The following is a 22,387-nucleotide window of genomic DNA, read 5'->3' on the forward strand; positions in this document are numbered from 1 at the left end:
GGCAGGAGCGTTCGTGATGACTACCTCAGCAGTGGCTGCCACGGCCAGGAGCGTGGACGTGGTGACCGTCCCGACCGATGCCGCAGGCATGACGGACGGCGGGATGCTGCCGCCCGCGGGATCAGTGGTGATTTACGTGGGGGACGCCTCGGCGCCCTCCTGGCGACGGCTGCGCGAGGCCGCGCTGCGCGGCGACTGGCAGGCCGTACGGGACACGCCCGTGCCCGAACGACCCGCCCCTGGCGCCGAGTTGGTGGCCGCGTCGCGCTACTTCGACCTGCTCTGCGCGGGACACGCGCTGGTGCGCGATCTGGCGCTGCCGCGCGGGTACGCGTTCAGGACGCTGACCTTCCCGTACACCGGCGGCCCGCTCCAGGACACGGACTTCCGTATCGTCGAGCACACCGACCGGGGTGTACCCGAGGTCGAGTCGACGTATCTGCTGATGCGCCGGGCGCCCGAACTGACCCCGCTGGAGCGGCGGTTGCTGGAGTGCGTCAGCCCCGACGAGCGGCATGTGCACATGGGGACGCGTGAGCCGTGCCAGACGATCACGACCATGGACATCATCACCGACCGCATCCGTGACGCGGCCAACGACGCCGTCCGCGAGAAGCACGCGCGCGCCGGTTTCGCCCGGGGCGAGAGCGCGACGGAACTGTCCGCCGCGGAGATCGAGGAGATCGTGGGGGAGACGGGCGGGCCCGCGGCCTCGGTGGCCGGTCTGCTCGCGATGCGCCGCCGCCACTTCCGCCTCTAGGGGGCGCCGCGTGGGACCCGTACTCGTGGCCGTCGTCCTGGCGGCGTGGTTGTTGTTGACCGTGGTGGCGGCGCTGCCCCGGATCGGTGAGGCGCTCCGCAAGCGGGTCCCCGCCTGGTTCTCCCCGTTGCTGCCGTCCTGGACGTTCTTCGCGCCCAACCCGGCGACGAAGGACAAGGTGCTGATGTACCGCGACGTCCTCGCCAATGACACGCTCGGCCCCCTGCGACTCGTCCTCCCGGAGGGTGGCGAGGGGGGCCGGGCGGGCAAGGCGCTGTTCGACGCCGCCGCACACCTGGTACGCCGGGCCGCTCAGGGCTGGGAGGAGGAGCCGGACGCGCGGACCCGGGACGCGCGGCTGATGATCAGCACGCCGTACCTCCTGCTGCTGAACCGGGCGGCCTCCGCTCCGCACGACGCCGCCGCCGTCGGCTTCGAGTTCGTCATCGCGCACGCGAGTCTGCGGGACGAGGACCCTCAGGTGATCTTCGTGTCCGTGGTGCATCGGCTGGGGACGGATGTGCGGGATGTCGACGTACGGGACGCGGATGCACGGGAAGTCGACGTACAGGCCCCCGGCGCCAGGGAAGGTACGCCATGCTGAACGAGACCGAGACGGCCCGGGCGATCCTGGCCGTCTGCGGTGCCGGGCTCGCGGTGTCGGCGGCCCGCGACCTGCGCCAGGCCCGCGAGTTCGCCGAGGACGGCACCCTGGCGTGGTCCGTGGTCGGGTCGTACCCGCACCGCTGCCCGCCCGCGGTGCGCGGGCTCTTCGTCTGGGAGCGCTACCGGGCGGTGCTGGCCGTCCAGTTCGCGGCGGGCCTCGCCGCCCCGGTCGTGGCGCCGCTGTCGACGCGCGGCTCGGCCGTACTGGCCTGCGTACTGCTGACCACCCTGCTCCTCGGCCTGCACCGCAGCGATTACGGAACCGACGGCGCGGACCAGATGGCGGCCCTCGCCATGCTCACCGCCGCCGCCACGCTGATCGTCGGGGGCACGGTCGGGAAGCTCTTCCTCGCCTTCCTGACCTGCCAGTTGGTCCTGAGCTATCTGATCGCCGGGACGGCGAAGCTGATCTCGCCGATGTGGCGCGACGGTTCCTGCCTCGCGATGATCCTCTCCACCCGCTCGTACGGTTCGCCCCGGCTGGCCGCGTTCCTGCGGGCCAGGCCGCTCCTCGGGCTCGTGCTCGCGTGGGGCGTCATGGTGCTGGAGGTGACGTTCTGGCTCGCCGTCTTCGTGCCGGGCGTCCCGCGCTGGGGGTTTCTCCTCGCCGGAGCCGCGCTGCACATCGGTATCGCGGTGACCATGGGACTCAGTACATTCGTCTTCGCCTTCATCGGGGCGTACCCGGCGCTGGTGTTCATGGCCGCGACCCTGACGGGGTGAGCGGGGATGCGCCACAAACCCACCGACCCGGACAGTGTGCGGCCCTCGCACTCCGAGCAACTGCTGTTCGGCGGTCCCCTTCGTTACGACATGGGCTGGTCCCAGCACGAGGAGGCCTACCTCGAACTGAACCTTCGCGCGGTGCTGCGCAGGTTGCCCCGGCTTCTGGCCTCGGGCTTCCGCCTGGCCTGGCGTGCCGACCCGCGTGCCGCCCGCCTCCTCGTCGTCGCCAACCTCGGGCGCGGGCTCGCCCAGGCCGCGAGTCTGCTGGCGGTCAACCACATCCTGGCCGGGCTGCTGACGGGCGCGGCCATCGAGGACCGCCTGCACCGCGCGCTGCCCGCCCTGATCGCGGTGAGCGTCACGATGTCGGCGGGGGCACTGCTGCGGGCCGTCACCACGTATGCGACGGGGCGGTTGGAGCCGAGGGTCGAGCGGGTGGCGACCGAGGTGTACCTCGAACGGGCCTCGCAGGTGGAGCTGGCCGCGATCGAGGACGACCGGTTCCACAAGCTGCTCGACTCGGCCCGGTACGGGGCGTCCTCCGCGCGCCGGATGATGAGCATCGGCAACCGTGCCATCAACGCGGCGACCTCGTTCATCACCGCAGCGAGCGTTCTCACCGTGCTGCACCCGGTGTTGCTCCCGCTGCTGGCCCTCATGACGGTGCCCGGTTCGTGGAGCGCGCTGACCACGGCCCGCCGCCGCTATCTGTCCTTCCACGCCTGGACCCAGCACACCCGAGCCGGCGGCCTGATCGGGCACATGCTGACCGATACGGGGGCCGCGCCCGAGATCCGGGTGCACGGCATCGGGCCGTTCCTCCTGCGGCACTTCCGCACCCTCTCCGAGTCCGCCGAAGCCGAACAGGCGCGGCTGGCCCGGCTCGAAGCCCGGACCGGACTGATCGCCGCCGTCTGGATCGGCGCCGCCACGGCCGCCACGTACATCACTCTGGGCGCTCTGCTTCTCGGCGGCGCGATGGCGCTGTCCGTTGCGGGCACGGCTGTCATCGCGATCCGTACGGGCTCGGCGAACCTCACCACCCTGGCCCTGGAGGTCAACGCACTGCATGAACAGGCGCTGTTCGTAGGGGACTTGGAGCGGCTGTGCGACGAGGCGGAGCGGCGCACCCTGCCCACAGGGGGACTGCCGCTCCCTGAGCTGCCGCAGCGGATCGACTTCGAGCACGTCTCCTTCACGTATCCCGGGCAGGCAGCGCCCGCCCTGGACGACGTGACGCTCACCATCCCCACCGGCAAGATCGTCGCCCTCGTCGGCAGCAACGGCTCGGGCAAGACCACCCTCGCCAAACTCCTGGCCGGCCTCTACACCCCGCAGCACGGCCGCATCCTCTGGGACGGGACCGACGCCGCGCACGCCGACCGGCAGCAGCTCACCGACCGGGTGGCGATGGTCGCCCAGGACTTCACCCGATGGTCCTTCACCGCGCGCGTCAACGTCCTCATCGGCCGCCCCGACGCCCCCGTCAGCGACGAACGCATCGACCGCGCCCTGCGCCACGCGGGTGCCAAGGAACTCGTCGCCGAGTTGCCCCGTGGCCTGGACACCTTGCTGGCCCGGGGGTTCCGCGGCGGCCATCAGCTGTCCGGTGGCCAGTGGCAGCGCATCGGCTTCAGCCGCGCCGCCTACCGGGAGGGGCAGATCCTCATCGTCGACGAACCCACCGCGGCCCTCGACGCACGCGCCGAACTACAGGTCTTCGACGAGATCCGCGCCCTGGCCGACGACGGCCGCACCGTCCTCCTCATCACCCACCGCCTCGCCTCCGTCCGCCACGCCGACCTCGTCCACGTCCTCGACAAGGGCCACCTCGTGGAATCCGGCACCCCGTCCGACCTGCTGGCAGCAGATGGCCTGTATGCCGAGCTCTACCGGCTTCAGGCGAGCCAATACGTGCCGGAGGGCGACACGTGCCGTTGAGTGTGGGGGGTCCTGACAGTGGCGTGGACGAAAGCCGATGAGCTCATACCCCTATACGATCTTGGTGGCTGAGGGTTAAGACCGGCCCTCCGCACAAATAGCCGGGAAACAGGGGTATTTCTCTTATGGCTGGAACCACCATCGCCCGTACGGTGACCGTGCTCGCGACCACCGTGGCGCTCGCGGCCGGGAGCGCCGTGGGCGCGTCCGCCGCGCAGGACCGTACCGAGCAGGACGTGACCGGGGTGCGCGCCGCGCTGCAACGCGTCGTGGACGCGGGTGCGCCGGGCGCGTTCGCGGTGATCCGCGACCACGGCGACGACTCCGAGCGCAGCCGGACGCTGACCGTCGGCAAGGCCGACCTCGACGGCACGCCCATGGACGCCGACTGGCGTTTCCGGGTGGGAAGCAACAGCAAGATGTTCACCTCGGTCCTGGTGATGCGCCTCGCCGAGCAGGGACGTATCGACCTGGACAAGCCGCTGCGCGACTACCTGCCCGCCGGGACGCTGCCCGAGAGCTGGGCGATCACCGCGCGCCAGGTGATGGAACACCGCGCCGGGGTGTACGACCACACCAACGACCTCCTGGAACAGAGCGGGGAGGAAACCACCGACGCCTTCGAGAAGCGCATCCGCAACAACGTCTACGAGCCCGAGGACCTCGTGGCGATGTCGGTGAAGCACGGCCTGCAGTACACCCCGGGGACCGCGTACTCGTACTCGAACACCGACTACGTACTGATGGGCCTGGCGGCCGAGCACCTCACCGGACGCCCGTACGCCGAGTTGCTCAAGGAGCAGATCTTCGAGCCGCTGAAGCTGCGTCACACCACCTTCACCGTGCCCGAGAAGACCATCGCGGGCCCGCACATCACCGGCTACCTGACCAATGACGACCGCACCAAGCCGCTGCTTGACTCGACCGAGCAGACCGCGTCCTGGGTCTGGAGCGCGGGCGGTGTGGTCTCCTCCGCCCATGACCTCGACCGCTTCATGACCGCGCTGCTCGCCGGCAGCTCCGGCGGGCTGGTCTCCGACGACTCGCTGCGCCAGATGACGAGCGTGCTCCCCACGCCCACGGCCAAGGTCAGCTACGGGCTCGGGATCAGGGAGATCGCCCTGTCCTGCGGCAAGGTGCTCGGCCACGGCGGAATCGTCCAGGGCTACCAGACCCAGACGTTCTCCACCCCGGACCACAAGCGCACGGTCGTCGTGTTCGCCAACGCCTCCAACAACGGTGCCGTCACCTCGGCGCTGACGAACACCCTGGAGCCCGCGTTCTGCGGCAAGGCGCCGGCCGCCACCAAGCCCGCGTCCCGGTCGATCACCGGCAACGGGGTGGGCTACCCCTCGGTTCCCGCCGTTGAGGACAGCCGTATCTGACGGTTCGTGAGGTCCCTGGTGTACGCGGCGCTCATGTGACGCGCCGCGTGCTCCGGGGCCGGAACCATAAATGGCTGGCGCTGGTTCTGACTCCGGCTTGATGATTCCGGAGGCGTTTAGCCTGAAGGCGTTTCCCCGCCCCCGGGAAGGGACTGTGATGGCGACTGGTGCTTTTGAGCCGACGTTCGAGCCCGAGGTCCGCACCGCAGCCGGTACGCTGCGTGGCCGGGTGGAGGAGGGCGTGGCGGTCTTCCGCGGCATCCCGTTCGCCGAGCCACCGGTGGACGCGCTCCGGTTCGCCGCGCCGCAGCCCGTCAGGGGCTGGGACGGTGTGCGCCCGGCGGTGTCGTACGGGCCGCCGCCTCCGCAGGCCGGCCACTTCGGTATGGACTCGCTGTCGCCGGACGCGGCGAGCACCGACTGGCTGACCGTGAACGTCTGGACGCCCGCCCCGGACCCGGGAGCCGGGCTTCCCGTCATGGTCTGGATCCCCGGCGGCGCGTACCTCATCGGCATGTCGAGCCTGCCCGAGTACGACGGGGCCCGCCTCGCCCGGGACGGCGGTGTCGTCGTGGTCACGCTCAACTACCGCGTCGGCATCGAGGGTTTCGCGCAGATCGAGGGAGCGCCCGCCAACCGGGGTCTGCTCGACCAGGTGGCCGCGTTGGAGTGGGTGCGCGACACCATTCCGGCCTTCGGTGGCGACCCCGACAACGTCACGGTCTTCGGACAGTCGGCGGGCGCGGGGTCGGTCGCCGCGCTCCTCGCGATGCCCCGCGCGGCCGGACTCTTCCGCCGGGCGATCGCCCAGAGCGTGGTGGGAACGTTCTTCTCCCCGGAACTCGCCGCAGACATCGCCACCGCCTTCGCCGCCGAACTGGGACTGCGGCCCACCGTGGCCGACCTGTCGACGGTGGACCCGAACGTGCTGTGCGCCGCCGGTGACGCGGTCGGCGCCAAGTCGGCTTCGTTCACGGAGCGTTGGGGTCAGGCCGCACACCGGTCGATCCTGGTCTCGTCCGTCGTCGACGGCGATGTCCTGCCCCGCACACCCTGGCGGGCCCTGGCGGACGGCGCCGCCCGGGACATCGACGTCCTCGTCGGACACACCCGCGACGAGCAGCGGCTGCTCACCGCGCTCGACGGCCTCCTCGGCCAGGTGACCGCGGAGCAGGCGGAGAGTGCCCTGCAGACCTTCGCCCCCGGCCCCGACGGTGCACGCCGCTACCGCGACGCGAACCCCGCCGCATGCCCGGACGCGCTCTACGAACTGGTCCACTCGGACTGGCTGTTCCGTATGCCGAGCCTCCACCTCGCCACCGCACAACTCACCGGCGGCGGACGCGCCCACGTATACGAACTCACCTGGCCCGCCCCGGGCATGGGAGGCATCCTCGGCGCCTGCCACGGCCTCGACGTGCCCCTCGTGTTCGGCAACCTGAGCAGCGGCCAGCCCGCCGTGCTGATCGGTGAAAGCCCCTCACCCGCTGCGGAGGAGCTGTCCGCGTCGATGCGCGCCGCGTGGACGGCCTTCGCCACCCACGGTGACCCCGGCTGGCCCGCGTACGACGCCGAGCGACGCCTCACCCGACTCTTCGACACGCGATCGACCGTCACCGCCTACCCGGAGGAGACCTCGCGCCTTCTCTGGGAAAACCACACCATTCCGGTGCTGTCACTGATCGACCGGCAGTAGCCGGTCAACGACCGTCCAGCAGGGCACGCACCCCCGCCGCCAGACGCTCGTACTCCTGCGGCCGGTTGTACAGCTGCCCGCTGATCCTGATGCCGCCACCGTCCGCCCAGGGCCAGATCAGCACTCGGCAGCGCAGCCGGGCGGCGATCTCGTTCATCAGCGCGGCGGCCTCGTCCCGGGTGCGGGCCATCCCCGAGGGCAGGCGCAACGCGCGCATGGCGAGGGCGTCGTCGGCGGGCAGTGGGGCGATTCCCGGGATACGGGCCAGCAACTCGGTGCCGTACGCGGCCAGGGCGCTGTTGTGGGCGCGTACGCGATGGGCGCCGAGCCGGGCGATCAGGTCGAGGCCCTCGGGGGCGGCGAGCCAGCCGGTGTAGTCGGCGGTGGCGCGGTACTCCACGGCGCGCGGATAGCCGCGGTGGTCCTCCCAGGAGGGCACGGGCGGGGACACCCTGGCCCGATGGGCGGGCGCCACGGCCAGTACGGCACTGCCCGGCGGTGCGTATCCCCATTTGTGCAGGTTGCCGAACCAGAAGTCCGGTCGCCCGGCCAGCGGTTGGGCGAGCATGCCGAGTGCGTGGGCACCGTCGACGACGGTGGTCACTCCCCGTTCGGCGAGGTCGGCGAGCAGTCGGGGACCTGCGATCACGCGCGCGGTGGGTGAGCTGATCTGGTCGAGCAGGGCCACCGTGGTACGGGGAGTGACAGCGGCCAGGACAGCTTTGCGGACCGCGTCCTCGTCGGGCAGCGCCGGGTCGAGGACGACGGTGTTCAGCCGGGCCCGGCGGGCCGCGGCCGCGACGACGGTGCCGTAACCGTGGTCGGTGACCAGGATCTCGTCGTCGTCCTTGAGGTCCAGGGCATCGAGCGCGAGGTTGGCGGCCTCGGTGGCGTTGGCGACGAACGCGATCGCCTCGTGGTCGGTGCCCAACTGCGTGGCGATACGGGCCCGGGCCGTGGCCAGCCGGTCCGGAACGGCCAGGAAGAAGGCATCGGGGTCGGCGTGGAACTCTGTTTGCAGCCGCCGTTGGACCCGGCTCACCGGCAGTGGCACAGCCCCGTACGAGCCATGGTTGAGGTGGGCCACCGCAGGGCTCAGCCGGAACAGTTGCGGGCCACCGGGGAAGGTGGCGGGCGCCGTGGTCATCGCACCTCGATGGTGACGGTCTGCCCGGGCGAGACCCGGGTATGGATGTAGGTGTACGTCATTCCGTCCACCACCTTGGTACGGGCCGGCTTCCGGACCCCGTCGACGAGCAGTGTGCGGTGCGCGCCGGGGAAACGTGCTTCCCAGGTGTACGGGGCGCTGCCGGAGGTGTGCGTGAGCGTCGACTTGCGGGCGCCGTCGTGCCGCAGGGCGAAGGTGGAGTCACCGATGCGCAGGTCGTCGAGCCGCAACCAGCCCATTTCGGATGGTAGTTGGGACTGTGTGGTGAGAGTGTGGTCCGGTGCGTCGGGGGTGAGTCCCATCAACCCCTGGACGGTCTGGCCGATCAAGGTGAAGGAGACCTCGGGGTAGTCGCCGTTGGTGCCCTGGCGGGAGTTGACGTGCGGGAGGTCCTTGTGGTCGTAGACATACCGCATCCACTTCCACGCGGTGTCCGGGCGATCGCCCGCGAAAAAGACATCGGGCAGGTAGGTCAGAGCCTCGATGTTGTCGGGCTTTCCCGGGCCACCGGCCTGCTCGTCGATGAAGTCCAGGTAGGCGGCGAGCCGGTTGCCGGGGTCGATGATGTGCTTGAGCGGCATGAACCAGCTGTTCTCCTTGCCCCAGCCGGTGAGCGCTCGGCCGTCGGTGGTGTAGCCGCGCACCATGTCGGAACCCGAACCGCCGCCACTCCAGATGGAGTTGAAGTACGCCTTGAGATCGCGCGACCGGCGCTCGAAGCGTCCGGCCAGTGCGTGGTCGCCCTTGGCGTGGGCGAGGGCGGCCATCGCGCGGTATGCCTGGTACTGGGAGCCGATGGCGTCACCGGCCTCGGCGAGTGGTTCCCCGCTGACCTCGTCGTAGCTGGCGGTGCCCTGGAAGATGCCCTTGCCGGTGCCCTCGGCGACCCGTACTCGGCCGTTGTCCTTCTGGCCGTCGTGGAGAGTGACGAACTCCTCGGTGACATGGCGGTAGAAGTCCCACAGGGCGGGGTCGGTGAGGTAGGCGCGGTCCCCGCTCCAGCGGTACGCCTCCTCGGCCTTCTGCACCAGCTCGAAGGGGGCCGGGACCTCGCGTACGAAGGAGTCGGGGCCGTGGTAGTCGATCGACAGATACGTACGGGCGTCGAAGTTCATGGCCCATACGGGGTAGTAGGCGTGCTCGGCGGTGGCGGAGGCGGCGAACGAGCGCAGCATCGTCCTGTTCTCGGCGTGCAGGCCCAGCACTTCGGCGCCGGCCAGCTGGTGGGCCGTGTCGCGTGCGTAGTAGCCGCTGCGGTTGGCGTAACCGGCCCAGTACGAGGGCGCGTAGACACCGGATCCGGTGCCGCCGGTATTGCGCTCGTCGACGTTGAGCGGTCCCTGGGTGCCCGGCAGTTGGACCCAGCTGTTGGCCTTGTGCTTGGCCCAGTCGAACATCGCGACCACCTCGGGGTCGCTGGAGCTGATCCGGGGGTCGGCGGGTGGGGAAGGTGACACCATCACGTCGTCCACGTTCACCCAGCCGTCCCCCGACGCGAACGCGATCTCCAGCCGGTCGCCGGGAGCGAGCGCGATCCGGCTGAGCGTGTAGCGGCGATATCCGGGCGACGCGGGCAGGGCCACGGATGCGGCGGTCATGCCATTGACCCGCACCACGTACCGCCCGCCCGGGCCGCCGGTGGCGATCCAGGCGGAGAAGTCATAGCTGCCGCGACCGGTGGCCCTCACGGTCTGGGAGACCTTCTTGTCGCCCGCGTCGAGGTAGGCCAGTCGGCTGCCGCCGTGCGGGTTGTTGGTGGCGACCCCGGTGCCCGGGCCGAACTCCCAACCCGATCCGCCCGCTTCGAACCCCGGGTCGGCTACGGTCAACAAGGCGGGCGCCCTGGTGGATCCGCCCCCGGGACGGGCGGCGGCCATAGGGGCGAGGGCGAGCGGAACCAGTAACGCGGCCGTGGCGAGCAGCGTCACGCGGGAACGGCTCATCGGGTTCTCTCCCGGATCGGTGGAGTGGCTGTCCTGTGTGGAGCGGCTGTCCTACGGCGGTTCGGGGCGCGGGCGGCACGCTAGCAATCGGTCGGGAAACGTTTCAATGGTTATGACGGAACAAAAATGAAGACCGAGCTGAAAACTTTCATCAGATCGGTGTAAGTTGCGCTGAACTCAGGCGTGTTGGAGGGTCGTACGACCGTCACGGAAGGAGTGCGATGAAGGTCGGCATCACCGACGTCGCAGCCCATGCGCAGGTCAGCGAGGCCACCGTCAGCCGGGTCGTGAACCGGCGGCAGGGTGTGTCGCGCAAGACCCGGGAGACGGTCGAGCGGGCCATGGCCGAACTCGGCTACGAGCGGCCTACGCAGGGCCAACTGGTGGCGGTGATCACCTCGTCGGTCTCCAACCCGTTCTTCGCCGATGTCGCCGAGCGCATTGAGTCGGCGCTCGCGCCGCACGGTCTGAAGGCCATACTGTGTCCCGCCTTCGCGGGCGGCGTGCCGGAGCGGGACTTCCTCTCCGCCCTGGTGGACAAGGGAGTCGCGGCAGTCGTCTTTCTCTCCGCCTCCAACACTGTGGAGGGCGCGGACATCGACGGGTATGAACTGCTGCGCCAGCGTCGGGTGCCGTATGTCGGGATCAACGGTGAGTTCGCCGACGGGGTGCCCGTGCCGGTCTTCTCCACCGACGACGTCCTCGCCGCCGAACTGGCCGTGGACCATCTGCACCGCCTGGGGCACCGCCGTATCGGCATGGTCTCCGGGCCGACCGGCAACCGTCCCGCCGACCGACGCGTCCAGGGTTTCCTCGACGCCATGGCCCGGCGGGGCGTCGACGACGCACGGCCGTGGGTGATCCGGCAGTCCTACTCGGTGGAGGGCGGACAGGCGGCGGCCGCTCCGCTGCTCGCCCTCGGCGCCACGGCGATCGTCGCCGCGAGCGACTACATGGCGCTCGGCGCCATCCGGGGGATCCGACGGCAGGGGCGATCCGTGCCGGACGACGTCTCGGTGGTCGGTTACGACGGCACGGCGATCACCGACTTCACCGACCCGCCCCTGACCACCGTCCGCCAACCCGCGGACCGGCTGGCCCTGGAGGTGGGCCGCAGCGTGTTGGCCCTGGTGGGCAACCGGGAGGTGCCCACGGGGGAGCTGCTGTTCGATCCGGAGCTGGTGATCCGCGCGTCCACCGGACCGGTGCCGCGATAGCCGGGCATGGGGGTGCTTTTGGTTTGCCAGCCGGATACACCCACCCGGTTGGCGCTTGCGAGCTGCGTCCGGAGGAACGTGTGACGTGTGGTTAGAGTGCGCAGGGAATAAGGGAATGAGGGGAAAAACCCGGCATTCCACCTCCACTCACACACTCCGTATGCGAGGCGTTCCGTCATGAGCCTGTCCATCCGCAATCAGATCCCCGGCACCGTCACCTCGGTCACGCCCGGCGAGGTCATGGCCACCGTCAAGGTTCGCCTGGAGGGCGGTCAGGACATGACGGCCGCCGTCACCCTGGAGGCCGTCAAGGAGCTGGGCATCGCCGAGGGCTCGGCCGTGCGCACCCTGATCAAGTCGACCGAGGTGTCCCTGGCCACCGGCCCGGTCGCGGGCCTGTCCATCCGTAACCAGATCGCCGGCACCGTTGCCGACGTCGCCACCGGCGGTGCCATGGCCTCGGTCAAGGTCGACATCAATGGCGGTGCGCTCACCGCCGCCATCACCAAGGACGCCGTCTCCGACCTCGGCCTGGCGACCGGTTCCTCCGTGGTCGCGCTGATCAAGTCAACGGAGATCGCGCTCGCGACGGCCTGAGCCCTGCTGGGCGGCAGGGCTCAGGCGGCCGTCACATCCGGCGGTGCGCGTGCAGCAGGTACTCGTCGCGGTGCAGCGGATTGTGGTCCGTACGCACCCGGCTCCTCGGGACCGCCGCCGCGCGGTAGTGGTCGAAGGCCGTCTCCAGGACGCCCTCGCCGCCGCACAGTTCGGGCAACTCCCGCTCAAGGCCGTGCACTTGGTCGGCCGGGAGGTGGCCCTCGACTACGTATGTCTCGCCGTGTGCCGCCGGTGTGCCCGGCAGGGCGCGGCGGCGGGCCAGGGCGAGCGACACCACGGCGTACGCCTGCTGCGGGAACTCCAGGCGGAACCGGTGCATCGGCTCGTGGACGACCGTTTCGGCCCGGTGCAGCGCGGTCATCAGGACCAGCGGGGTCAGACCGCGGAAGTCGCCCGCCGTGCTCCGGATGCTGCAGAACCCCGAGTGGGTCATCGTGACCACGCAGTCGGGCACCTGCCAGCCGTCCAGGCCCTGCCGGAGTGTGGTGTGGACCGTCTCCTCGACGGCCCGCATATAGCCCAGCGGCAGCGAACCGAGTTCGACTTCGAGCCGGAAGGCGACACCGCCGCCGATCGGCCCCGGCTCCACCCGCAGCCCCACCGTCGCAAAGAACGGATTCCCGTCCTGGTCGAGGATCTCGTGGGCCGACCCCGTGCCGGTCACACGCTCGACGCAGATCGGCGTGGTCTCGCGGAACTCGACGGCGAGGCCGTACTCCTCGGCGAGCGTGGTCTGCAGGACCTCCTTCTGCACCTCGCCGTAGAGCGAAACGGACAACTGCCGACCGTCCGGGTCCTGACGCAGCCCGATGAGCGGGTCCTGCTCGGCGAGCTGGGTCAGGGCCAGGTGCAGCGGGCCCCTGTCGGCCGGGGCGGCGGGCACGACGACGGTTTCGAGGGAGGGCGGCGAGAAGACGTGACCGGCAGGGCGGCCGTCCGGAACCCGCCCGATCACGTCCCCGATCCGGACCGCCGACAGGCCGCGCAGCATCGCGATCTCCCCGGCCCGCACTGACGTACGGCGTTCAAGGGCACCCCGGTCGAAGACGGCGACATCCGTGACCTTCGCGAGCGTGGTCCCGACCGGAACGCGCTCGCGTGCTGTGAGCTCTCCCGAGAACATCCGGGCATAGGCGATCTTTTCGCCGCCCCGCCCGCGCTCCACCTTGAACACCCGCCCCGACAGCGGTCCTTCACGGCTGTGGTGCTCGGCGGGCAGCAGCTCCTGGATCGCTTCGACGAGCTCCGGGATACCCGCGCCGGTGATCGCCGAGCCGGCGTACACCGGATGCACCCGCCCACCACGGGTCTGCGCCACGAGCGCGGCACGCAGCCGGTCGTACGGGACGGTGGCCTCGTCCTCCACGTACGAGGCGAGGAGGGCGTCGTCGTGGACGGTGAGCATATCGAGGAGCCGCCGTACGAAGGGAGCGTCGCCCTCGCCGAAGGCGGTGGCGCGTGCGGCGGCAGTGCCGAGTCCGTCGGTGACGTGTCCCATCGCGATCACGGGCACATCGAGCCTGGGCTCGATCTCGCGCAGCACACGTCCGGCGTCGGCGCCGCGCCGGTCGGCCTTGTTGATGAACAGCAGGGTGGGGATACCGAGCCGCTTGAGCGTCCGCATCAGAATGCGGGTCTGCGGCTGCACGCCCTCCACGGCGGATACGACGAGGATGGCGCCGTCCAGGACACCGAGGACGCGTTCGACCTCGGCGATGAAGTCGGGGTGGCCGGGTGTGTCGATGAGGTTGACCGAGACGGCCGAATCACCGCTCCCCAGCACGAAGTTGACGACCGCCGACTTGATGGTGATGCCGCGCCGCCGCTCCAGCTCCATGCTGTCGGTGCGCGTGTTGCCCGCGTCGACGCTGCCGAGCGTGTCGATGACCCCGGCCGCGTGCAGCAGCCGTTCGGTCAGACTCGTCTTACCGGCATCGACGTGCGCCAGGATCCCCAGGTTGAGCGTGTGTGACGTGCTGCGCATGAAGCGTCATGTCCTTCAGGTTGATGAGCATTCCTTTCGTCTGGGACATGAACGTTCCGCGCATGATCAAACTCCTTGGTCGCAGAGGGCCTCTCCCACCACACTCGCACAGCGGGGTCGGGGTCGGCGACTGGATTTCGGCGGAGCCCGGCGACGTCCGGAGTTGCTCACCCGCACGGACCCGGCTGGCAAGCTGTCCTGGGCGGGGTGCTGTGGGGCATCCCTCGGCCGAGGGGAGCGCTTGTCGTGGGTGTCGGGGACATACCGGTGGAGCGCGGGCCTGCCTCGATGGCCCGGTATGTGCCGGCTCCCATCGACCCGGAGCTGCGTGGCGTGTTGGCGGCCCTGGGGGAGGAGGCGCGGGAGCCGGTCACCCCGGAGAATCTTGCTGTATGGCAGAAGCGGGATGCGGCGGTCAGGCCCAGGCCTACGGTTCGGGATCTGCGGGCCGATGGACGGTTCGCGGTGGAGGAGCTGCGCGCGCCAGGGGTGTCGGGCGGGCCGGACGTCACTCTCGTGAGCGCGCGGCCCGCCGGGATCGCCGGGCCATTGCCGATCCTCTACTACATGCACGGCGGCGGAATGATCACGGGCAACGCGTGGTCCGTACTGCCACGGCTGCTCCGCGAGTGGGCTCTGCCGCTGCAACTCGCCGTCATTTCCGTCGAGTACCGCCTGGCGCCGTACGCGCAGTACCCCGGACCGGTGGAGGACTGCCATGCCGGACTGGTATGGGCTGCTGATCATGCGGCTGACCTGGGCCTCGACGCGGGGCGCATCGTCGTCGGCGGGAAGAGCGCCGGGGGTGGACTCGCCGCCGCCCTCGCCCTGCTGACCCGCGACCGGGGCGGGCCGGCCCCGATCGGCCAACTGCTCCTGAGCCCGATGCTCGACGACCGTAACGACACTTTTTCCAGCCACCAGATGGCCGGTCGCGACACCTGGGACCGCACCTCCAACGCGACCGCGTGGCAGGCCCTTTTGGGCGACCGGTACGGGACCGCCGACCTGCCGCCCTACGCGGCCCCCGCTCGCGCCACGGATCTGTCGGAGCTGCCCCCGGCCTACCTCGAAGTCGGGTCGGCCGAGACCTTCCGGGACGAGGTCGTGGCCTACGCCAATGCCATCTGGCAGGCCGGTGGCGAGGCCGAACTGCACGTATGGCCCGGCGCGTTCCACGGGTTCGACACCCTCGCACCGCAGGCGGGCCTCAGCCGGGACGCCCGAGAGGCCCGTACACACTGGCTTCGGCGGTTGCTCGACAGGTGAGTCGTTCCCCGGATGTCCGGATCACTCGGTGAAGGCTGTCAATACCCAATATTTGGGATTCCTGGCCCAGTTGGGATCGGAGCAAGGTTGGCGCAGCCCGAAAGGAGTGAGCACATGACCGATCAGCAGCAGAGCCGTCGCAGGGTCATGAAGGCGGCGGGGGGAGCAACTGTCGTCGCCGGTGCGGCGATCATGGGTACGCCCGCCGCCCGTGCCGCCGCCTCGCACAACCAGGCGCGGGCCTTGGCAGGTCTGCCGATCCCGGACCGTGTAACGGCGTACCAGGACAACTGGCGCTTCTGCAACTACTGCTTCAGTCTCTGGTGGAACGGCGCACCCACCAACGGTGCCTGCGCCTCCAGAAACTCCCCGGACGGCCAGCACCATGGTCCGGGAAGCTGGAACTTCTTCCTGCCGGCCAACCCTGCCGAACACATCTGACGGCAGCGCATGCGCCCCTCCGGGGCGAGGGCGTGCCGGGTCCGTGCCCTGGACCCGGCACGCCCTCAAGTTGCCGTGGGCACAACCGCCGCTGGCTGATTTCGAGCCGCCCATGGAACCGGCGCACGCCCGCTCACGCCCAAGGGGAAACAGCCCAGGGTGGGACGGGGGTAGGGGTTATGCGCAGAGCAGTTTCGACGGCAGTGGTCGCGGTGGTCGCGATGACGGCGGGTGCGGTGCTGGCGGCCGGATGTTCCGATTCCGGCGGGGACGCGGTGAGCATCCCGGCGAAGGACGCCGACGCGCGGATGAAGAAGGTGGCCGACGCCTGGGACGGATCGCAGGCGGCCCGGCAGTGGCGCGGGGGTATCTACCTGCTCGAAGACGCGATCCAACTGCCGCAGGACGCCTTCCGCTCCGAGCAGGACAAGGAGGCGTACAGCAACAAGTGGCTGGAGCTGCGCGGCAGTCTGCCCGACGGCACCCCGCCGGCCAGTGTCCGCTGGGCGGATGGATCCACCACGGCCACACCAGTGCTGACGGCGAGTCAGACCTTTGCGTTACTGGACGCCCGCAGCAGCGAGAAGGGCGCGCCGTCGCTGGTGGTGACCGGCGCCGATCGCGGTGAGCGGACGGTGGTCACCTCGCGCGGCCCGGCCCGGCTGCCCGTATGGCGGTTTTCCGTCAAGGGTTACGCCACTCCGCTCACCCGGGTGGCGATTCCTTCCCCGGAGCTGCCCGTGGCGCCCACGGGCGTCCTGCCGCGTGCGGATGGTTTGATGCCGATCATGGGTATCACCGCCGTGTCGGCCGAGGGGTATGCGCTGACGGTGAACGCCGGTTACGGCGCCTGTGACAAGGGTGTGGACGTGCGGGTGCGGGAGAGCCGCGACACTGTCGTACTCGCCGCGATCGCGCGCAAAGGGACGTTCAAGGGAATCTGCGACGCATCGCTGAAGGGCGCGTTGGTCACCGTGCACCTCAAGGACTCCTTCACCGGACGGGTCCCGGTGAGCGCGGATTCCGGCGCCGCACTGCCGTACCTGCATCGGCCGGACTGAATCGGCAAGCCAGGTCAAGCCGGTCAAGCCCGGCAACTCAGTGGCGTTCAGGGCGAATTGGTCCGCGTTCACGCGCGCTGGAGACACCCCATGCTGAATTCATGAAGTGAACGTATGCACGTCGCTTGACAGTCAATCAGCCGCGCTGGCTTCATGTGTTGTGGCGTGAGAGCGCTCCCATCGATCACGGCACATCCCCCACCGCCCGGGTGCGGCAGAAGCCCGCCCGGCGATCGAAAGGATCCCCCATGCCCGGATCGCGCCTGAAGCCACGTGGGGCCGTGGCTGTCGTGGTTGTCCTGCTCATGGCCGCCCTCTCTCTGACCAGCGCGTCCTCGGCGTCCGCGAGCACCACCCTCTGCGGCAGGACCGACAGTACGAAGGTGTCGGGTGGCACATACGTCGTCCAGAACAACGAGTGGGGCGACTCGGTCGAGCAGTGCATCGATGTGCACGATGACGGCTTCGACATCACCAAGGGCTGGCACAACGTGGGCAGCGGCGGCGCACCGGCGGCGTACCCCTCGATCTACGCCGGCTGCCACTACGGCAACTGCTCCACCGGCAACGGTCTGCCCCTGCGCGTGTCGTCCTTCGGCAACGCGTACAACCCGCGGTCCAGCGTCGACTTCAGCACCGCCGACGGGCAGTGGGACGCCTCCTACGACATCTGGTTCGACACCAGCCCCAACCCGTCGGGCCAGAACAACGGCGAGGAGATGATGATCTGGGCCAACCACTCCGGGCCGCCCACACCGTACGGCAGCAAGGTCGCCACCGTCTGGATCGAGGGCGCCAACTGGGATGTGTGGTACGGCCGTCAGGGCAGCGGCATCACCTGGAACACCGTCTCGTACGTCCGTCAGCAGCCCACGAACGCGATCACCGTGAACATCAAGGACTTCACCGACGACTCGATCAGCCGCGGCTACCTCCAGCCGTCCTGGTACATGACCAGCGTCCAGTTCGGCTTCGAGCCGTGGGTCGGCGGTCCCGGACTGTCCGTGCACTCCTTCTCGTACGACTCGAACGGTTCGGGCGGTGGTGGAGGGACGCCGGGCACGATCGTCGGGCAGCAGAGCGGACGTTGCCTGGATCTGAAGGACTGGGGCAGCAGCGACGGTACAGCCGTGCAGTTGTGGGACTGCGGCAGCGGCTGGAACCAGCAGTTCAAGCGCGACGGCGGGCAGATCGTGAACCCGCACAGCGGTAAGTGCGTTGATGTGGCCGCCGGTTCGACGACCAATGGAGCCCCAGTGCGGCTCTGGTCGTGCAATGGCACCGGCGCCCAGCAGTGGCAGTTCAACGCCAACGGCACCGTCATCAACCCCCGGTCCGGGAAATGCCTGGACGCCGAGGGTTCCGCCAACGGCGCGCTTCTGCAGATCTGGGACTGCTACGACGGCGGTACGCAGGCCAACCAGGTCTGGACGCTGAAGTAGCGCCAACGCGGGACCACGGGATTCGGGCGCCGCGTGAAGGCAGCGGATTCGCGGGGCGCCACCCCGGACAACCTTTCGGCACCGTAACCCGGTCGCGCCCGGCGAGGCGGCCACCGTCCAAGGAGCATCGACGTGAGACTTCACCCCGCACGCGGCGCCCGGCCGCGAACACGCACCAGCGGTCGACGCACGGCAGGTGTACTGCTGGCCGCGGCCGCCCTTGTCGCCACCGCGGTGCCGGCTTCGTCGGCCGTGGCCGACCCCGGCACCGCGGCAGCCCCCGCGTACCTCAACCCGAAGCTGCCGGTGGCGCGGCGGGTCTCCGATCTGCTCGGGCGGATGACCCCGGCGGAGAAGATCGGCCAGATGACCCAGGCCGAACGCGGCTCGGTCGACGCCGCCCCCACGAAGATATCGCAGCTCAATCTGGGTTCGCTGCTGTCCGGCGGTGGATCCACCCCGACGCCCAACACCCCCGGGGCATGGGCGGACATGATCGACGGCTACCAGACGCACGCGCTCGCGTCCCGGCTGCGCATACCGCTGCTGTACGGGATCGACTCCGTGCACGGGGACGGCAATCTGGTCGGTGCGACGATCTTTCCGCACAACATCGGCATGGGCGCCACGCGTGACCCCCGACTGGTGGCCGAGGAAGAGCACATCACGGCCACCGAGACCCGGGCCACCGGCCCGCAGTGGGTCTTCGCGCCGTGCGTGTGCGTCGCCCGCGACGACCGCTGGGGCCGTACGTATGAGAGCTTCGGTGAGGATCCGGCGCTGGTCCAGCGGATGGAGAGCGCCATCGACGGTTTCCAGGGCACCCGTACGAAGGATCTGGCCCGGCCCGACCGCGTGCTGGCCACCGTCAAGCACTACGCCGGTGACGGCGACACGACGTACGGCACCTCCACCACCGGCGACTACACCATCGACCGGGGCGTCACGCGCACCAGCCACCAGCGCTTCGCCGCCGTCGACCTGGCTCCGTACGTCACCGCTGTTCAGGTCCACGGTGTCGGCAGCGTGATGCCGTCCTACTCGTCCGTCCAGTGGACCGATGTGCCCGGCAGCCAGCCGGTCAAGATGAGCGCCAGCAAGGAACTGCTCAACGATGTCCTGAAGCGGAAAATCGGCTTCGACGGGTTCCTCATCAGCGACTGGGACGCCATCACGCAACTGCCGGGCGACTTCGCGACCCAGGTCCGCACCTCCGTGAACGCCGGTATGGACATGTTCATGCAGCCCTACGACGCCCCGCAGTTCGAGCAGACTCTCGCCGCCGAGATCCAGGCCGGGCGCGTCCCGATGTCCCGTATCGACGACGCCGTCTCCCGTATTCTGCGCGCGAAGTTCCAACTCGGCCTGTTCGAGCACCCGTTCACCGATCGGGCCAACATCGACACGGTCGGCTCGCCCGCTCACCGGGCCGTGGCCCGTCGCGCGGTCGCCGAATCCCAGGTCCTGCTCAAGAACGACCACCACGCGCTGCCGCTCAAGCCCTCCCAGCGCATCTATGTGACCGGAGCCAACGCCAACGACCTCGGCAACCAGGCGGGTGGCTGGACCGTGACCTGGCAGGGCCAGTCCGGCAACACCGCCTTCCCCGGCACCACCATCCTCCAGGGCATCCAGCGCGACGCGAAGAAGGTCACGTACAGCGCCGACGCCACCGCCCCCATGACCGGGTACGACGTGGGCATCGTCGTCATCGGTGAAACCCCCTACGCCGAAGGCGTCGGCGACGTCGGCACCGGCGGTCACACGCTCAACCTCTCCGCCACGGACCGGGCGAATATCGACCGCGTATGTACCGCGATCAGGACATGCCTCGTCCTCGACGTCGCGGGCCGCCCGCAGATCATCACCGACCAACTGCCCAAGGCGGACGCCTTCGTCATGTCCTGGCTCCCCGGCAGCGAAGGCGACGGAGTCGCGGACGTCCTGTACGGCAAGCACCCCTTCACCGGCAAGCTCCCGGTGACCTGGCCCCGCAGCGAGGCCCAGGAACCGATCAACGTGGGCGACACCCACTACGACCCGCTGTTCCCTTACGGGTACGGCCTGACCGCGAAGCGCTGACCCACCCACCCGGTGCCCTCACGCGGGGAGGGCACCGGGGCGCACGGCCGTACGGGTTCGGATGAAGGCGTGCCGCCCTGGGTGAGCCGGGTCTCACTCCGGCGGTGAGACTTGTTTATGCAACGAGTTGCATAGAAGGATTCGAGGTATGGCGCGCGAACACGCGATCCTCGTCTCTCCGCTGCGGAAGCCGGGCTCCGGGCATGGGCCGGCCGGGCGATTCGAGCGGTACCCTCACCCCCTCGAAAGGCGACCCTCCATGGCCGACGCTCTGCTGTTCAACCCGCGCACCTACGACCCGACGCACTTCGACCCCGAGACCCGCCGGCTGCTGCGGGCCACCGTCGACTGGTTCGAGGCGCGCGGCAAGCGCAGGCTGATCGAGGACTACCGCTCCCGTGCCTGGCTGGCGGACTTCCTCGCGTTCTCCGCCAAGGAAGGCCTGTTCGCCACCTTCCTCACCCCGGCCGCCGACGCCGGGAACGAGGACCAGCGCTGGGACACCGCCCGGATCGCCGCCCTCAACGAGATCTTCGGGTTCTACGGCCTCGACTACTGGTACGCCTGGCAGGTCACCATCCTCGGCCTCGGCCCGGTGTGGCAGAGCGACAACGCCGCCGCCCGCGCCCGCGCGGCCGAACTCCTCTCGCAGGGCGAGGTGTTCGCGTTCGGTCTGTCCGAGAAGACGCACGGCGCCGACATCTACTCCACCGACATGCTGCTTGAGCCCGACAGCGACGGCGGCTTCCGGGCCACCGGTTCCAAGTACTACATCGGCAACGGCAACGCCGCCGGGCTCGTCTCGGTCTTCGGCCGCCGCACCGACGTCGAGGGCCCGGACGGCTACGTCTTCTTCGCCGCCGACAGCCGCCACCCCGCGTACCACCTCGTCAAGAACGTCGTGGACTCCTCGAAGTACGTGAGTGAGTTCCGCCTGGAGGACTACCCGGTCGCCCCGGACGACGTCCTGCACACCGGCCGCGCCGCCTTTGACGCCGCCCTCAACACCGTCAACGTCGGCAAGTTCAACCTCTGCACCGCCTCCATCGGCATCTGCGAGCACGCGATGTACGAGGCCGTCACGCACGCGCACAACCGCATCCTCTACGGCCGCCCCGTCACCGCGTTCCCGCACGTGCGGCGCGAGCTGACGGACGCGTACGTGCGTCTCGTCGGTATGAAGCTCTTCAGCGACCGCGCGGTCGACTACTTCCGCTCGGCCGGGCCCGACGACCGCCGCTACCTCCTCTTCAACCCGATGACGAAGATGAAGGTGACCACGGAGGGCGAGAAGGTCATCGACCTGATGTGGGACGTCATCGCCGCCAAGGGCTTCGAGAAGGACAACTACTTCGCGCAGGCGGCCATCGAGATCCGCGGACTGCCCAAGCTGGAGGGCACGGTCCACGTCAACCTCGCGCTGATCCTCAAGTTCATGCGCAACCACCTGCTGGAGCCGGTGGACTACCCGGCCGTGCCGACCCGCCTCGACGCGGCCGACGACGACTTCCTGTTCCGGCAGGGACCGGCCCGCGGGCTGGGCTCCGTACGCTTCCACGACTGGCGCGGCGCCTACGACGCGTACGCCGCACTGCCCAATGTCGCGCGCTTCCGCGAACAGGCCGACGCGCTGTGCGAGTTCGTCGCGACCGCGGCCCCCGACGAGGCGCAGAGCCGCGACCTCGACCTGCTGCTCGCCGTCGGCCAGCTGTTCGCGCTCGTCGTCCACGGCCAGCTGGTCCTGGAGCAGGCCCGCCTGACCGGCCTGGACGAGGACGTACTGGACGAACTGTTCGCCGTCCTCGTACGTGACTTCTCCGCGCACGCCGTCGAGCTGCACGGCAAGGACTCCGCCACCGAGCAGCAGCAGGCCTGGGCGCTCGGCGCGGTCCGCCGCCCGGCCGTCGACGACGCCCGCTCGGCGCGGGTCTGGGGCCGTGTGGAGGCGCTGTCCGGCGCGTACGAGATGGCGCAGTGAAAAGCCGCCC

At 69.8% G+C, this 22,387-nt stretch carries 16 protein-coding genes and 1 pseudogene; 14 read left to right on the forward strand and 3 right to left on the reverse strand.

The genetic code is table 11. From position 1 onward, the window contains the following. The first annotated feature begins 16 nt into the window (after window positions 1-16). The 6 genes from ACT1U9_RS30965 (at window position 17) to ACT1U9_RS30990 (ending at window position 7,174) form a co-directional block, all read left to right on the forward strand. A complete protein-coding gene (locus ACT1U9_RS30965; protein ID WP_444535927.1) occupies window positions 17-760 on the forward strand; it encodes a hypothetical protein in 744 nt (247 codons plus the stop codon). Window positions 761-770: 10 nt separating this feature from the next. Continuing rightward, window positions 771-1,364: a hypothetical protein gene (locus ACT1U9_RS30970; protein ID WP_444535928.1), complete on the forward strand. Its 594-nt coding sequence runs from the start codon at window positions 771-773 to the stop codon at window positions 1,362-1,364. Next, the gene (locus ACT1U9_RS30975; RefSeq protein ID WP_444535929.1) at window positions 1,358-2,149 is read left to right on the forward strand and encodes a hypothetical protein; all 792 of its coding nucleotides are present in this window, start codon (window positions 1,358-1,360) and stop codon (window positions 2,147-2,149) included. Before ACT1U9_RS30970 ends, ACT1U9_RS30975 begins: the two co-directional genes overlap by 7 nt. A 6-nt stretch (window positions 2,150-2,155) precedes the next feature. Further along, on the forward strand, window positions 2,156-4,093 hold the full coding sequence (locus ACT1U9_RS30980; RefSeq protein WP_444535930.1) for an ABC transporter ATP-binding protein: 1,938 nt from the start codon (window positions 2,156-2,158) through the stop codon (window positions 4,091-4,093). 125 nt (window positions 4,094-4,218) lie between these two features. Further along, window positions 4,219-5,478 (forward strand): serine hydrolase domain-containing protein, encoded by a 1,260-nt coding sequence (locus ACT1U9_RS30985; RefSeq protein WP_444535931.1) that lies wholly within the window; start codon window positions 4,219-4,221, stop codon window positions 5,476-5,478. 157 nt (window positions 5,479-5,635) lie between these two features. Further along, window positions 5,636-7,174, forward strand: coding sequence for a carboxylesterase/lipase family protein (locus ACT1U9_RS30990; protein ID WP_444535932.1), 1,539 nt, complete (start codon window positions 5,636-5,638; stop codon window positions 7,172-7,174). Between the two features lie 4 nt (window positions 7,175-7,178). On the opposite strand, the gene ACT1U9_RS30995 is transcribed toward ACT1U9_RS30990, so the two are convergent. Together ACT1U9_RS30995 and ACT1U9_RS31000 are read right to left on the reverse strand one after the other, a co-directional pair. Further along, window positions 7,179-8,321, reverse strand: coding sequence for an aminotransferase class V-fold PLP-dependent enzyme (locus tag ACT1U9_RS30995; RefSeq protein ID WP_444535933.1), 1,143 nt, complete (start codon window positions 8,319-8,321; stop codon window positions 7,179-7,181). Next, window positions 8,318-10,285, reverse strand: a complete 1,968-nt coding sequence (locus ACT1U9_RS31000) for a hypothetical protein (RefSeq protein ID WP_444535934.1) — start codon at window positions 10,283-10,285, stop codon at window positions 8,318-8,320. The genes ACT1U9_RS30995 and ACT1U9_RS31000 overlap by 4 nt, the downstream gene beginning before the upstream one ends. Before the next feature lie 221 nt (window positions 10,286-10,506). Here ACT1U9_RS31000 and ACT1U9_RS31005 point away from each other — a divergent pair, with 221 nt between their 5' ends. Continuing rightward, window positions 10,507-11,502, forward strand: a complete 996-nt coding sequence (locus ACT1U9_RS31005) for a LacI family DNA-binding transcriptional regulator (RefSeq protein WP_444535935.1) — start codon at window positions 10,507-10,509, stop codon at window positions 11,500-11,502. Between the two features lie 177 nt (window positions 11,503-11,679). After that, window positions 11,680-12,099, forward strand: a complete 420-nt coding sequence (locus tag ACT1U9_RS31010; RefSeq protein WP_444535936.1) for a TOBE domain-containing protein — start codon at window positions 11,680-11,682, stop codon at window positions 12,097-12,099. 31 nt (window positions 12,100-12,130) lie between these two features. On the opposite strand, the gene ACT1U9_RS31015 is transcribed toward ACT1U9_RS31010, so the two are convergent. After that, window positions 12,131-14,104 (reverse strand): GTP-binding protein, encoded by a 1,974-nt coding sequence (locus ACT1U9_RS31015; protein ID WP_444535937.1) that lies wholly within the window; start codon window positions 14,102-14,104, stop codon window positions 12,131-12,133. Between the two features lie 288 nt (window positions 14,105-14,392). Here ACT1U9_RS31015 and ACT1U9_RS31020 point away from each other — a divergent pair, with 288 nt between their 5' ends. The 6 genes and pseudogenes from ACT1U9_RS31020 (at window position 14,393) to ACT1U9_RS31045 (ending at window position 22,377) form a co-directional block, all read left to right on the forward strand. Further along, complete coding sequence (locus ACT1U9_RS31020) at window positions 14,393-15,373, forward strand: alpha/beta hydrolase (RefSeq protein WP_444539299.1); 981 nt, start codon at window positions 14,393-14,395, stop codon at window positions 15,371-15,373. Window positions 15,374-15,487: 114 nt separating this feature from the next. Next, on the forward strand, window positions 15,488-15,814 hold the full coding sequence (locus tag ACT1U9_RS31025; protein WP_444535938.1) for a hypothetical protein: 327 nt from the start codon (window positions 15,488-15,490) through the stop codon (window positions 15,812-15,814). A 179-nt stretch (window positions 15,815-15,993) separates the two neighbouring features. Then, window positions 15,994-16,875 (forward strand): hypothetical protein, encoded by an 882-nt coding sequence (locus tag ACT1U9_RS31030; RefSeq protein ID WP_444535939.1) that lies wholly within the window; start codon window positions 15,994-15,996, stop codon window positions 16,873-16,875. Window positions 16,876-17,156: 281 nt separating this feature from the next. Next, window positions 17,157-18,317, forward strand: a complete 1,161-nt coding sequence (locus ACT1U9_RS31035) for an RICIN domain-containing protein (RefSeq protein WP_444535940.1) — start codon at window positions 17,157-17,159, stop codon at window positions 18,315-18,317. 285 nt (window positions 18,318-18,602) lie between these two features. Next, window positions 18,603-20,387 (forward strand): annotated as a pseudogene (locus ACT1U9_RS31040) (glycoside hydrolase family 3 protein); the annotation flags it as partial. Between the two features lie 271 nt (window positions 20,388-20,658). Further along, a complete protein-coding gene (locus ACT1U9_RS31045; protein WP_444535941.1) occupies window positions 20,659-22,377 on the forward strand; it encodes an acyl-CoA dehydrogenase family protein in 1,719 nt (572 codons plus the stop codon). The last annotated feature ends 10 nt before the right edge of the window (window positions 22,378-22,387 follow it).

Origin of the sequence: Streptomyces sp. BR1, assembly GCF_052373795.1 — a bacterium.
Classification (GTDB): domain Bacteria; phylum Actinomycetota; class Actinomycetes; order Streptomycetales; family Streptomycetaceae; genus Streptomyces.